The sequence below is a fragment of the Candidatus Bathyanammoxibius amoris genome (genome assembly GCA_024451685.1).
GTDB lineage: Bacteria > Planctomycetota > Brocadiia > Brocadiales > Bathyanammoxibiaceae > Bathyanammoxibius > Bathyanammoxibius amoris.
The window spans coordinates 70,743-84,178 of the sequence record JAMXCW010000003.1 but is presented as its reverse complement, the minus strand read 5'-3'; the positions used below and the strand labels follow the sequence as shown (position 1 = coordinate 84,178).

Below are 13,436 nucleotides of genomic sequence, written 5' to 3'. Positions count from 1 at the left end.
ATCCCAGCGTAACACGTGGAAAATAAAACCCTCAACCCACCCGGAATAAAGTTGTTGTACCCGTTTTCCCGGCAATCTTTTTATCACCCTGTACAGTTCTGTCAACGTGGGCCATCCTCTGCTTATTCAGAAGAAAAAGACTGAAAAGCCGTCAACAAGCCTTCAAAATGTCCTTGCTGACGCCACGACTGTGCTGCGCAATTCAGGTGTGGATTCACCCCGCCTGGACGCCGAGGTGCTGCTGGCGACGATATTGGACGTCTCCCGTTCCCAACTCTATACAAGGCTAACAGAACCCGTTGAGACCGGAGACCTGAAGCGCTTCCGCAAACTCCTCGCCCGAAGGGCTCGCCGTATACCACTACAATACATTACCGGACATGTGGAATTCATGTCCCTGGATTTTCTGATAAAAAAGGGTATATTAGTCCCAAGGCCAGAGACTGAACTGCTCGTAGAGGCCGTCCTGGAAAGGGCTGACACCCGGCAGAAGCTGAGGATAATTGACATCGGTACGGGCTCCGGCAACATAGCCGTATCCATCGCCGCAGGCCTCCGGGATGCCGCGGACCTGTTGGTCTATGCGTCCGACATATCTCCCAAGGCCCTGAAGCTGGCAAGGCTCAACGCCAGGAGACACGCCGTGGAGGACAGGATATCTTTTCATAGAGGCTCGCTCTACGACGCCTTTCAAAGACTCGGGCTGGAGGGGCAGGTTGATTTTCTTGTATCCAATCCGCCCTACGTGCCCGAAGGCGAGTTTGAAGGACTCCAGCCGGAGATAAGGGATTATGAAGACCCGGGGGCACTGGTCGCGGGCGCAGACGGGCTTCAGTGCTACCGGGCAATAGCAGCCGGCGCCCACAGGTGGCTAAGGCCCGGCGGCTGGCTCATTATGGAACTGGGAGAAGGTCAGGCCGCCCCGGTAAAAGACCTTATATACAAGAACGGACATTTCAGGGACATGAATACCGTTAAGGACCTCAATCATACAGAGCGTGTAATAATTGCTAGATCTAGTTAGCGAAAAGATAGTAATCGAAGGCGGGCATCGTCTCGAGGGCAATATAGGCGTTAACGGGGCGAAGAACGCGGCCCTGCCGATCCTGGCGGCCTGTATATTGACGAAGGGAGCCTCCCACATAAAGGCCGTCCCCAAGCTGACAGACGTCGGCATTATGGAGCAGATACTGCCCCATCTGGGCCTCAAGGTAGAGCATCATAAAGATGGTTCTGTAGAGGTAGGCACGGTAGAGGTCGACAGGGTAACCGCCCCTTACGAACTTGTGAACGAGATGCGGGGCTCGATCTGCGTCCTGGGCCCGCTTCTTACCCGGCGCGGTGCCGCAAGGGTCGCACTCCCCGGAGGCTGTGTCATAGGACAGCGGCCCATAGACCTCCACCTCAAGGGCCTTCGTGCCATGGGCGCTGAAATATCCTTAAAAGACGGCTATGTCGTGGCATATACCTCGCGGCTCAAAGGGACGGAAATATATCTGGGCGGACCCAACGGCCCCACCGTACTTGGCACCTGCAACGTCATGATGGCCGCCACACTGGCAGAGGGTACGACGATCATAGAGAGTGCCGCCCGCGAGCCGGAGGTACAGGACCTGGCAAAGTTCCTGGTGCAGGCCGGCGCAAAGATACACGGTGTGGGCACAAACCGCATAGTGATAGACGGCGTAAAAGAGCTGAAACCCGTCAAGCATCATATCATACCCGACAGGATAGAGGCTGGCACACTCCTTATCGCCGGCGCCATCACCGGAGGAGACGTAACCGTAGAGAACCTCCAGCCCGACCATCTAAGCGCAGTGATGGACAAACTGAGAGAGATAGGCGTGGATGCCAGTACGGATTCCAGCAGCTGCCGCGTGAAAGGCGGGTCCCTGGCGGCGTCGGTCGTCACTACCTCGGCCTACCCCGGAATCCCCACAGACCTGCAGCCCCAGTTTATGTCGCTGCTTAGTATTGCGAAGGGAACGAGCGTTATCACCGAGAAGGTGTTCCCGGACAGGTTCATGCACATAGCCGAGCTTAACAGGATGGGCGCCAACATCCAGAAGGAAGGCCCCAGCGCAATCGTGCACGGGGTTCCCCATCTTTCCGCGGCACAGGTCGTACCCTCAGACCTGAGGGCCGCCGCCAGTCTAGTTGTGGCAGGGCTTGCAGCGGGCGGCACCACAGAGGTACTCAGCATCTACCACCTCGACCGCGGCTACGAACGTCTCGAAGAACGCCTCACCACACTGGGGGCAAAAATCAAACGCGTAGCAGACAGTAAGCAATATTAGCAAATACTGCAATTATGCTGCTAAAAGTAGTGTCTGCGCTAAAGCAAGTCTTTTAGGGTTGTGCCACACAAGTCGGTTATGTATAATGGGTTAGCGTTGTGACCTGTGTACAGGCAGGTATTGAGATTTTGCAGGGGTAACAGGTATATCATGTTTGAATCTATCAACAACACATTAGGGAGTATATTTGACAAGCTCCGCGGAAGGGGGCGGTTGTCAAAGGAAAATATCAGGGACGGCCTCCGTGAAGTAAGAACGGCCCTGCTTGAGGCCGACGTCAACTACCGCGTGGTAAAAGATTTCATTAAACGCGTCTCTGAGAAGGCCGAGGGTGAGGAGGTCATACGGAGCGTCACGCCCGGTCAGCAGATAGTAAAGATAATCCATAACGAGCTTGTGAACATAATGGGTCCCGTGGGCCCCACGCTGACCTTTAAGGAAGGCGGCCCGACGGTGGTGATGCTGGTGGGCCTTCAGGGCGGCGGTAAGACCACAACCACGGCGAAACTGGCGCAACTGGTAACGTCCAGGGGCAGAAAACCGCTTATGGTGGCCGCCGACGTGAAAAGACCCGCCGCCATAAAACAATTAAAGGTGCTGGGAAAGCAGTTGGGCGTACCCGTGTATTCCGAGGACTCCGCGCAGCCAATAGCAATATGCCAGAAGGCGGTTGATTATGCCAGAGACAACTCCCTGGACGTAATCTTGGTGGATACCGCCGGCCGGCTCCACATAGACGAGGAGCTGATGGACGAACTGCAGGAAATCAGAGACAGGCTTGAGCCCGACCATATCTACTTCGTGTGTGACGCCATGACGGGTCAGGACGCAGTCAACAGCGCCAAGGAGTTCGACTCTAGCCTCGAGTTTGACGGCGTCATACTGACAAAGCTCGACGGCGACACGCGCGGCGGGGCGGCGCTCTCCATCAAGGCCGTCACCGGGAAGCCTATAAAGTTTGTGGGCGTCGGTGAAAAACTTGACAGGTTGGAAGAGTTTTACCCGGACCGCATGGCCTCCAGGATCCTCGGCATGGGTGACGTGGTAACCCTGGTCGAAAAGGCCCAGGCGGTGACGGACGAGGAAAAGGCAAAGGACTTTGCCAGAAAGATAAAGGACGACGCCCTCACGATTGAGGACTTTATGGACCAGCTTCAGCAGATAAAAAAAATGGGCCCGCTGCAGGAGATTATCGGCATGATACCGGGGATGGGCGGTAAGCTCGACGGACTTGACGTAGATGACCGCCAGATGAACAGGATAGAGGCGATAATGCGTTCCATGACCCGGCCGGAAAGGCTGAAACCCGACATCATCGGGGGGAACCGCAGGGCGAGAATCGCCCGGGGCAGCGGCACCACCATTCAAGACGTGAACCAGCTCCTCAAACAGTTCAAGTTCGTGAAGAAGATGCTGAAGCAGGTCACCGGCGGCCCAATGCGGATGGGCATGCCCAAGATGGGTCTTCCAACAGTCTTTGGAAGAGGTAAAAAGGGATAATTAACCAAGGAGGAACGAAGTGGTAAGAATCAGGATGAAGAGGATGGGCCGCAGGAACAGGCCCTTTTTCAGGATAGGCATCTTTGATGCCCGCGAAGAGAGGGACGGAAGGGCCATTGAAGAAGTGGGCCATTACGACCCACTGGAAAAGGACATCGAGAAGAGGGAAGTACTCAAAAAGGAGCGGATTGAGTACTGGCTGAGCGTGGGGGCGCAACCCACGGAGAAGGTTGCCGTCATCCTGAAGAGGCACGGTATCTCCCGCAGCAAAATAAAGCTCGGCTCCTAAAACCACAAACGCCGGTTCTAAAATGCGCATTGACATTTTAACCCTGTTTCCGGAGATGTTTCGTGGTGTCCTGGGGCACAGTATACTCAGGCTCGCACAGGAAAATGGCCTGGTAAGTTATCATCTCTGGAACATCAGGGACTACACGCTGGATAAACACAAGAAGGTGGACGACAGGCCGTACGGGGGAGGGCCCGGTATGGTGATGATGCCCGAGCCTGTTTTCAGGGCTATCGAGGCGGTGGAACAGGCGTCCAGCGAACCTGCCAGAAAGGTGTTGCTTACACCCCAGGGTAAAAAATTCTCTCAGCCTGATGCAAAAGCACTCTCCGAAGAAACCCGGCTCATGCTGGTCTGCGGACACTACGAGGGGTTTGACGAGAGGATAAGGCAGGGCTTTGACTTCCTGGAGATATCTATCGGTGATTATATACTGAGCGGGGGCGAAGTTCCCGCGATGGCAGTGATTGACTCGGTGGTACGGCTGATACCCGGGGTACTGGGCGACGAAGACTCGCCTGAGATTGAATCATTTAACGATAATCTGCTGGAGCACCCGCAATACACCAGACCGAGAGAGTTCAGGGGCCAGAAGGTGCCTGACGTGCTTTTTTCAGGACATCATGAGAAGATACAGCGCTGGCGTGAGGAGCAGGCCAGAGAACGTACGCGCACAAAGAGACCTGATTTATTCCGAAAAGACTTGAACCGGGAAACTACATCGCGATAACCGGCCAGCCATCTACCACACAAGAAAATCAGTTTTCACGCTGGCAGAGAGCCCCTCAGCATCAAAGATGATGTGAGCCGTACCCGGAAAACGGCTTATTCCGCTCGCGGTGAACACCGCTACTCCTTCCCCGTTTGTCAATAAACGTTCCGGGCTTACCATAACCCGGGCCGGCGTGTCACTTCTTGCATGAACCTGTACCTCAGGAACTGGATTACGCCCAGCGTCCAGCACCTTAACCCATATGGTCTGGAACGACCCACCGCTTGCTATAATCTCATGCGGGCTCACCTCGATGTACGCGGGGCCTACAACGTCTCTGGGGACCACGTACTGGCTGCAGGACGACAGGAAGACACCCCATAAGAGGATGGCCGTAAATTGAAGAGAATAGACAAAATATAACTTCATCGTACTCACGATACACAGATTTTATACTGACATGCCCGGCAGGGCCACCGGCACATGCATGCTTCCCTAACAATATCTTATCCCGTTTTGTACCGGAAGTGAACCTGATCACTCCTCCCTTAACAGCGGCACAAACAGTACGGGGATAATCATTTTTTTCTGCAGCTGCCCGTCTTCTTTCCTTGTTATCAGTATCAAATACTGGCCCTCGTACGCCGTGCCGACAGGAATGACCATCCGTCCCCCCGGCTTCAACTGTCTGGTAAGGGCTGCGGGAATATGGTCGGGCGCGGCAGTAACGATGATACCGTCAAACGGGGCCTCCTCTGGGAGTCCGTTGTAGCCGTCCCCGATGCGGACGTCTATATTGGTATACCCCATCTCCGCAAGCCTCTCTCTGGCCAAGAGTCCCAGTTCCTCCTTTATTTCGATAGTGTACACCTTGTTCACTATCTCGGCGAGCACGGCCGCCTGGTAGCCGGAGCCCGTGCCAATCTCTAACACAACGTCCGCACCGTCCAGCTCGAGTAGTTCTGTCATCAAGGCCACGATATAAGGCTGGGAGATGGTCTGGCTGGAACCTATGGGGAGGGGCCTGTCCTGGTAACTGTACGCCCTGCGTCTCTCGGGGACAAACTGATGTCTGGGTACAAACAGCATGGCCTTTATCACACGGGGGTCAATAACGCCCCTGGCCTTGATCTGTCTCTCCACCATCCTGGTCCGTTCCCGCGCATACGTCTCATCATTGTAACCACTTAGGTCTTCCCTGACCCCGCATGCCGTTTCCAGACAGGTGAACAAAAAAACGACTGTTATAAATATGTACGGTATTACCTTGAGCTCGTTTCGCATTAATACGTTTTTCACGGGGCCGGACCTCCGCAAGAATCTCAACTCAAATATCTTATTTTTGTAGTAGTCGAGCCTTCGGTTTCGAGGGCCTCAGTAGTGGCACGGTACGTCGGAGCATGCCCTGCGCGGGGCATGATATGGCATGGGTGTCTGTCGTCCATAATCATCATGACCGTAACCATGACCATAATGTGCACAGAGGGACCTTCAAGGTCTTACTACAAGCGGGTGCTGCCCCTTTTCCACCGCCTCACCGACCACGGCGGCGTCTTCAACGCCCTCTTCCTTAAGTCTCTTGAGGCACAGCTCCGCCCTGTTTGCGGGGAGTGCTATCAGCAGGCCGCCCGAGGTCTGGGAGTCGAAGAGCACCTCAAGCAGGTCTTCCGAGACGTCCCCCTCAAGCTTGCATTTATCCGAAAGGTATCCCTTGTTAAGCACTGATGCACCCGGCATCAGACCCATTTCTGCATGTCGCTGGCAGCCCGGCAGCAACGGGGCCTTACTGGCCCAAAAGCACAGCGTCGCGCCGCTCATCGTGGCCATCTCATAGGCATGGCCCATGAAGCCAAAGCCCGTGATATCGGTACAGGCACTCGCACCCACCTCAACCATCACCTCGGAGGCGGCCCCGTTAAGGCTCTTCATCACCGCAACCATCTTCGCCACTTCCGCGTCATCGGCCTCACCGGCCTTAAGGGCGGATATGATAAGCCCGCTCCCAAGGGGTTTTGTCAGGATGATTGCGTCGCCCGGCCTCACACCGGAGTTTTTCACTATCCCTTCAGGATGGACCGTTCCGGTGACTGAGAGTCCGTACTTTATCTCAGAATCCTGCAGGGTATGACCACCGACGATCACGGCGCCCGCCTCGCGCACCTTATCCGCCCCGCCTTTCAATATCCGCGCAACGGTAGAGGTGTCTACCTCCCGCACGGGAAAGGTCAGGATGTTCATGGCCGTGAGAGGCTTCCCTCCCATGGCGTAGACATCGCTAAGGGCGTTGGCGGCCGCTATCTGACCGTAGTCGTAGGGGTCGTCAACTATGGGTGTGAAGAAATCGAGTGTCTGTACAAGCGCCAGCTCGCCGCTTACCTGAAACACTCCGGCATCATCAAGGGTTTTAGGGCCTACAAGTAACTTACCGCCGGAGAAATCCGGCAGGCCGGCCAGTATACCCTCCATGCATTCCATGGATATCTTGCCCGCTCAGCCCCCGCAGGTGGCATAATCCGTCAGGCGCTTCTTCTCCGCCATAAGATTTTATCCTCCTATAGATGTTTTCCGAAATCAACCACCTCCGGACCGACCAGACGCTCAAAATCGGCGTACTTCATTGTGATAGTCTCGACGTGACTGCCAGCTTGGAAGATTACATCCTCGTCCTCGGCAAGGGACTTGTCCACGTACACTCCCACGTCATACAGATTCCCGAACGGCGGCATTGCCCCGACGTCACAGTCAGGGAACAGGTTCTTAAATTCCCCCTCCGTCGCCAGCCGTGCTTCCGGGTCATTTAGCGCCGTACGCACCCTGTCAACGTTTACTTTATGGTCGGCCTGCAGTACCACCATGACGCACTTGTCCCCGGTCTTGATTATCACTACCTTGACAACGTCTTTACCCGGGACGTGGAGGCTCGCCGCCACTTCTTGAGCCGTATACACCTCCTGGTGCGTGCTCACCTTATACTCTGTCTTATTCTCACCCAGGTAGTCCTTCAGTTTCCGTGCAATAGTCATCTTGTTTCACCCCCTTCCCAACAGGCTAATCGAACCGAATGTCTTTTATCTCAAGCTCCACGGCCTCGTCTCTCCAATATGAAATCTTAGGAGCAAAAACGATAGATACCGGCCCGGGATGTTGCTTAGCCTGAGCCAGCATCTCTCCCATAGAGAAAGCTATGGCCCTGAACGAAACGTCTCCCTGCCGCAGATAGAAGCTCAGGTGCCGGCCGGACTGGCCGCCTACCCTGCACGGTTCACCAACTATCCGCAGGTCTCTGGCTACAAAAACGGGTTCAGGATTGCCCACGCCGTGTGGCGCGAGGAGTTCCAGTTCCCTAACTCCTGAAACCGAAATACCTCTGAACGCCAGCTCGCCGTCTGTATGAAGCGTGGGTTGAAGGTCTTCCTCCTTCATATCTGCAAAGGCATATTTGTTCACAAGGTGTCTAAAGTCGCCCACGTCTTCTCTCTTTATTTTAAGCCCAGCGGCCTGTGAATGTCCACCAAAAGATATAAGTTTGCTCCTGGACGCCTCCAGCGCCACCGGAAGGTGAAATCCAGGCACTGAACGGGCGGAGCCAAGCCCCTCGTCCCCGCGTATGGCTATCATAATCGCGGGCCTGTAAAACTCATCTACCAAACGCGACGCGACAATCCCGATTACCCCCGGATGCCAGGATTCACTCTCCAGGACGATTACTCTGGTCGAGTCAAGGTCTATCTCGTTTTCAATCTTCTCCCTGGTAGAGTCAAGCATCTCCGCCTGTATCTTCTGTCTCTCACGGTTGTATCTTTCCAGGTGTACCGCAAGCCTCTTTGCCTTCTCAGAATGCTCTGTGGTCAGCAACTCCAGGCTGAAGGCGGCGTCCCACATCCTGCCCGCCGCGTTCAGTCTGGGGCCCAGTATAAACCCCACGTCCTTCGTGGTAAGCCTGGGGCCCCTGAGGTTTGAAACCTCCTTAAGCGCCTGGATTCCGGGCTGAGCGGATTTGCTAAGGAATTCAAGGCCATGCTTCACGATGACGCGGTTTTCACCCATAAGCGGGACCGAATCCGCCACGGTGCCAAGCGCCGCCAATCCCATAGCCTCCAGCAAGAACTCCCTGAACTGCGGCGCAACCTTTCTCTGACGCGATAAAACCTCCGCCAGGGCCCAGCACAGCCTGAAGGCCAGACCCGCGCCCGAAAACTCCTTAAACGCATAGCCGGAGTCAGGCACTTTTGGGTTTACTATGGCCAGTGCAACGGGAAGTTCGCTTCCCGGCTCATGGTGGTCGGTGATTATAAGGTCTATACCCTCAGCCCTAATTTTGTCCGCCTCAGCTATGGATGTAATACCGCAATCCACGGTAACTATTATGTCAACCCCTTCCGATTTCAATCTCTCTATCGCGTCATGGTTAAGCCCGTAGCCTTCGTCTATCCTTTGAGGTATGTACCAGGTCGTATTGGCCTTGAGGAGACCAAAAAACAGCAGGAGCTGTGCGGTACCGGTAACGCCGTCCACGTCATAGTCGCCGTATACGGCTATCTTCTCACCCGCTTTCACGGCCTTTACCAGCCGCCTGGCAGCCTTTTCCATCTCCGGACATTCGAGCGGGTTTGAAAGGTGGGTCATCTTCGGTTGAAGAAAGGCGTGCGCTGAATCAGGGTCGTTTATCCCCCTGTTGACCAACAGCCGTGCAAGCAGTGGTGAGATGCGGAGGTTGTAGACAAGACGGTCCAGAAGTTCGCCGTCAGGAGGATCGTATGTCCATCTCTTTTTCATCTCACCCTCGGCTTATGTGTGTAAGAACAAAAGGCTCTTACACAGCCACGCCGGCCGGCGGGCTAATGACCCCTCTGACCATGGCCAGTAACGTGTCACGTGCGCCCGGCTCCGGCTCATGCGGGTCAAGAACTATTACAGGCGCCTTGCATCCCATGGACACCAAGCGCGACTTTGTGGATTTAATGGTCTCTTCCGGGGTGCCGCGCCGCCTGTTTATAACGAAGACGTCTATCTTCTCTAACACTTCACTCGCCGAGCGCTTTATCTTTCTCAAATCGGAAGGGACAACCATTATCGCCAGGTCCGCCTCTCCGACGGCGGCAAATCTGTTCCCCTCTATCAGTATGCTGTCTCCGTTATCAAATACGTTCAGGGACTTTCGTATACCCTCTCCGGCACAATCCAACTCGGTCTGAAGCCATACTACCTTTTTGGCCCCCGCCTCAATATACCTGGCTGTGTCCTTGCCCGGCTCTCCAAGAACCTCTTCGTCGGTAATTATCGTAAACAGCGAGCCTTCCTCGGAAGAACAACCGTTGCAGGAACTGTCTTTTTCTATGGGACATGAGCCTTCATGCCGGACGGTGACCTTCAGCGCGCAGACGTTCTCTAACGCTTTTATAATAAAGACTCCAACGGTCGTCTTGCCGGCTTCACTGCCGGTACCCGCTATTGAAATGGTCTTCATCGCTATTCCTTTGAGACTACCGGCGCTTTTTCGGCCTTCTCAAGATCCTCACCCTTAATCAAGGCGTCATACTCATGCCTGAAATACCTTATCGTCGCCAGGACGGGGTTCGGGCCGGTCTGTCCCAGACCGCACAGGGACGTGTCTTTTACCTGAGTACCGAGTTCTTCCAGTAACTCCACGTCTCCATCCCTTCCGTTTCCATCGTTAATACGGTTAAGGATTTCCAGCATCCTTCTGGTGCCCACTCTGCAGGGTACACATTTTCCGCAGGACTCGTCCTGTATGAAATTCATAAAATATCTGGCCATCCCCGGCATGGACATCTTTTCATCCATGACAATCAGGCCCCCTGAGCCCATTATGGCCCCCACCTTTTGAAGGGAACCGTAATCAATCGGTGTGTCCAGATGCTCCATGGGTATACATCCGCCCGACGGACCGCCAATCTGCGCGGCCTTGAAACCCCTCTTGCGGGCGATGCCGCCGCCTATGTCAAAGATAATCTCCCTCAAGGTGGTGCCCATGGGGACCTCCACCAAACCTGTGTTTCTCACGTTACCCGCCATGGCAAATATCTTCGTACCTTTGCTGCCTTCCGTCCCGATGCCGCTAAACCATTGCGCACCGTTTTCAATTATTGCAGGGATGTTGGCAAGCGTCTCCACGTTGTTTATGCAGGTGGGCCTTCCCCACAGCCCCGAGACCGCCGGGAAGGGCGGGCGCGTGCGAGGCATGCCTCTCTTGCCCTCTATAGAGGCTATCAGTGCCGTTTCCTCACCACAGACAAACGCACCGGCGCCTTTCTTTATCTTTAAGTCGACGCTCAGCTCTGAGCCAAGTATATTCTTGCCCAGCAGGCCCAGCTCATTGGCCTGTTGTATGGCTATTCCAATGTTGTTAACCGCGAGTGGATACTCGGCGCGTACGTAGAAGAAGCCCTCCTGCGCGCCGATGGCGTGGGCCGCTATCAGCATCCCCTCGATTACGGAATGCGGATTGCCTTCCAGTACAGACCTGTCCATGAAGGCCCCGGGGTCACCCTCGTCACCGTTGCATATAATATACTTCTTGTCTCCGGGGGCGTTTCGGACGAATCCCCATTTCGTTCCGGTACTGAACCCGGCACCGCCCCTGCCCTTGAGGCCGGAATCCGTTATCTCTTTAATCACTTCATCCGGCGAACACTTTGTCAGCGCCTTTGCCAATGAGGCGTAGCCGCCTAAGAGGATGTAGTCCTCAATATTCGTGGGGTCGACAACGCCGTTAAGTTTCAATACTATCCGTACCTGCTTCTTGTAGAAAGGTATGTCTTGTTGATATACGACCTTCTGGCCTGTGTCGGGGTCGGTATAAAGTAGTTTCTGAATAACACCACCCTCAAGGACCGTCTCTTCAAGTATCCGGGTGGCGTCCTGCTCCTTTACCTTCTGGTAGAATATGTTGTTAGGCCAGACATTAACCAGAGGACCCCTCTCGCAGAGGCCCTGACATCCTGTCTTTTTCACCCTGACCCTGTCGTGGAGCTGGCGCTTCTCGACCAGGTCTTCGAAGGCGCTAAAGAGGGCGTGACCGCCGAAGGTTTCACAACCCGTCCCGCCGCAGACTACCACCGTGGGCCTCTTGTCGGCTTCTTCTTCCTTCTTGAGTCTGTCCCTTAATTGTTGGAGTGCTTCTATGGAATCAAGTCTTTCCATCTGCTACGCCTCTCTGTAGTTCTCCAGTATCTCTTCCACCTTTTCAGGTGCAACCTGCCCGTAGAACTTATCGCCGAGCGCCACCTTTTGTCCAAGCGGCGAATCACAACATGACCCTCCGCTTTTGACGCTGGTACCCACTACCACCACCGGCCCCACGGCACAGGTGCCGACGCAGGCAACAGACTGCAAGGTGAATTTCAAGTCTTTGCTGGTTTCACCTTCCTTTACTTCGAGGCTGCGCTCCATTTCCTCCAAAACCTTGTCAGAACCCCGGACGTGACAGGCCGTACCCGTACAGACCTTGACGGTATACTTACCCTTGGGTGTGAACGAGAACTGGGTGTAAAACGTCGCTACCCCGAACATCCGCGCCATGGGGATGGCGGTCTCTCCGGACATGTACTCAAGGGCCTCTCTGGGGAGATAGCCGTAAGCGTCCTGCGTCTTCTGCAGAAGGTTTATCAGGTCCCCGGACGTAATCTTGCGGTCATAAGAGGCAAGTTCTTTCTGGAGCGTCTCCAGGACAATCGGTGGTTCCTTGGTTAGTATCTCCTTCTTCATCCTTGCGTGCTTTTCCTTTATAGAATGTTTTTTCTGACGTATTTTACCGCGTTTCTAAATATCTGCGTTCCGTGAGGCTCCTTCTCAAGGCCCACTCTCTGCCAGTGGGGATGTTGTGCGGGTTCTACGTACCGCTCCGGATGGGGCATCATCCCCATTATGCGCCCGGTCGGGTCACACACCCCTGCTATACAATCCACAGACCCGTTAGGGTTGCAGGGGTACCCTGCACTCTCCCCTTTTTCATTTACATACTTAAAGATTATCTGAGAGGAACCCTTCAATCTCTCAAGCGTCTCATCATCCCTTGTGACAAACTTGCCTTCCGCATGGGCAACGGGGAGGTAGAGTACCTCTCCCTCCTCTACGTACACCGATTTCCCGGAGCAGGCCCTGAGGTATATCCACCGGGTCTCAAACTTGTTTGAATCGTTAAACGTAAGGGTCGCTTCCTGTGCGCCGCCGCCATCCAGGGCAGGCAGCAGGCGACCTTTCACAAGGGCCTGAAATCCGTTGCAGATGCCCAGGATAAGTTTCCCGTCCCGGACAAACTCCTTCACGTTCTCCTCCAGGTGGAACCGGAGGAGATTGGCCAAAATCTTTCCCGCTGCTATATCGTCGCCGTAGGTAAACCCGCCCGGCAGGACTAATATATGGTAGTCGCGGAGTATCTCGTCCTTCTTCTCAAGGATCCTATTTATATGGACACGCTGGGTCTCTGCCCCGGCTTTCTTAAGGGCGTGCTCCGTTTCCAGATCGCAGTTAGTTCCGGCCGCGCGAAGTACCAGGGCCTTTACCTTTGACATGCAACGTAAGACCTTTTCTGACAGCCCTTTCAGGGCGGTACGTTAAATCTTAAATATACCATGAACCGCCATTTTTTCAAACGAATTTCTTCTTGAGGGTTTAT

General features: G+C 54.6%; 14 protein-coding genes. 5 read left to right on the top strand and 9 right to left on the bottom strand.

Features of this window, described 5'->3' with window-relative positions; genetic code table 11:
• Window positions 1-106 precede the first annotated feature (106 nt).
• From prmC to trmD, 5 genes are all read left to right on the top strand, one after another.
• Entirely contained in the window at window positions 107-1,024 is a 918-nt protein-coding gene (prmC, locus tag NOU37_02875) for a peptide chain release factor N(5)-glutamine methyltransferase (protein MCQ4574178.1), read from the top strand.
• Entirely contained in the window at window positions 1,008-2,297 is a 1,290-nt protein-coding gene (murA, locus tag NOU37_02870) for a UDP-N-acetylglucosamine 1-carboxyvinyltransferase (GenBank protein ID MCQ4574177.1), read from the top strand. The genes prmC and murA overlap by 17 nt, the downstream gene beginning before the upstream one ends.
• 150 nt (window positions 2,298-2,447) lie before the next feature.
• Window positions 2,448-3,797 (top strand): signal recognition particle protein, encoded by a 1,350-nt coding sequence (gene ffh, locus NOU37_02865; GenBank protein MCQ4574176.1) that lies wholly within the window; start codon window positions 2,448-2,450, stop codon window positions 3,795-3,797.
• A gap of 19 nt (window positions 3,798-3,816) precedes the next feature.
• Complete coding sequence (rpsP, locus tag NOU37_02860; protein ID MCQ4574175.1) at window positions 3,817-4,086, top strand: 30S ribosomal protein S16; 270 nt, start codon at window positions 3,817-3,819, stop codon at window positions 4,084-4,086.
• 22 nt (window positions 4,087-4,108) lie between these two features.
• Window positions 4,109-4,816 (top strand): tRNA (guanosine(37)-N1)-methyltransferase TrmD, encoded by a 708-nt coding sequence (gene trmD / locus NOU37_02855; protein ID MCQ4574174.1) that lies wholly within the window; start codon window positions 4,109-4,111, stop codon window positions 4,814-4,816.
• 12 nt (window positions 4,817-4,828) lie between these two features.
• On the opposite strand, the gene NOU37_02850 is transcribed toward trmD, so the two are convergent.
• The 9 genes from NOU37_02850 to purQ form a co-directional block, all read right to left on the bottom strand.
• Window positions 4,829-5,227, bottom strand: a complete 399-nt coding sequence (locus NOU37_02850) for a hypothetical protein (protein ID MCQ4574173.1) — start codon at window positions 5,225-5,227, stop codon at window positions 4,829-4,831.
• Window positions 5,228-5,335: 108 nt separating this feature from the next.
• On the bottom strand, window positions 5,336-6,097 hold the full coding sequence (locus NOU37_02845; protein MCQ4574172.1) for a protein-L-isoaspartate(D-aspartate) O-methyltransferase: 762 nt from the start codon (window positions 6,095-6,097) through the stop codon (window positions 5,336-5,338).
• Window positions 6,098-6,289: 192 nt separating this feature from the next.
• The gene (gene selD, locus NOU37_02840) at window positions 6,290-7,336 is read right to left on the bottom strand and encodes a selenide, water dikinase SelD (protein ID MCQ4574171.1); all 1,047 of its coding nucleotides are present in this window, start codon (window positions 7,334-7,336) and stop codon (window positions 6,290-6,292) included.
• Between the two features lie 14 nt (window positions 7,337-7,350).
• On the bottom strand, window positions 7,351-7,821 hold the full coding sequence (locus NOU37_02835; protein MCQ4574170.1) for a YbaK/EbsC family protein: 471 nt from the start codon (window positions 7,819-7,821) through the stop codon (window positions 7,351-7,353).
• A gap of 25 nt (window positions 7,822-7,846) precedes the next feature.
• Window positions 7,847-9,574 carry a single-stranded-DNA-specific exonuclease RecJ gene (gene recJ, locus NOU37_02830; GenBank protein ID MCQ4574169.1) on the bottom strand — a complete coding sequence of 576 codons (1,728 nt, stop codon included), beginning with the start codon at window positions 9,572-9,574 and terminating at the stop codon, window positions 7,847-7,849.
• A gap of 37 nt (window positions 9,575-9,611) precedes the next feature.
• Window positions 9,612-10,265, bottom strand: coding sequence for a hypothetical protein (locus tag NOU37_02825; protein MCQ4574168.1), 654 nt, complete (start codon window positions 10,263-10,265; stop codon window positions 9,612-9,614).
• Between the two features lie 2 nt (window positions 10,266-10,267).
• Window positions 10,268-11,962 (bottom strand): SLBB domain-containing protein, encoded by a 1,695-nt coding sequence (locus NOU37_02820; GenBank protein ID MCQ4574167.1) that lies wholly within the window; start codon window positions 11,960-11,962, stop codon window positions 10,268-10,270.
• 3 nt (window positions 11,963-11,965) lie between these two features.
• Window positions 11,966-12,526 carry an NAD(P)H-dependent oxidoreductase subunit E gene (locus NOU37_02815; GenBank protein MCQ4574166.1) on the bottom strand — a complete coding sequence of 187 codons (561 nt, stop codon included), beginning with the start codon at window positions 12,524-12,526 and terminating at the stop codon, window positions 11,966-11,968.
• Window positions 12,527-12,543: 17 nt separating this feature from the next.
• Window positions 12,544-13,332, bottom strand: a complete 789-nt coding sequence (purQ, locus tag NOU37_02810; protein ID MCQ4574165.1) for a phosphoribosylformylglycinamidine synthase I — start codon at window positions 13,330-13,332, stop codon at window positions 12,544-12,546.
• Window positions 13,333-13,436: the final 104 nt, after the last annotated feature.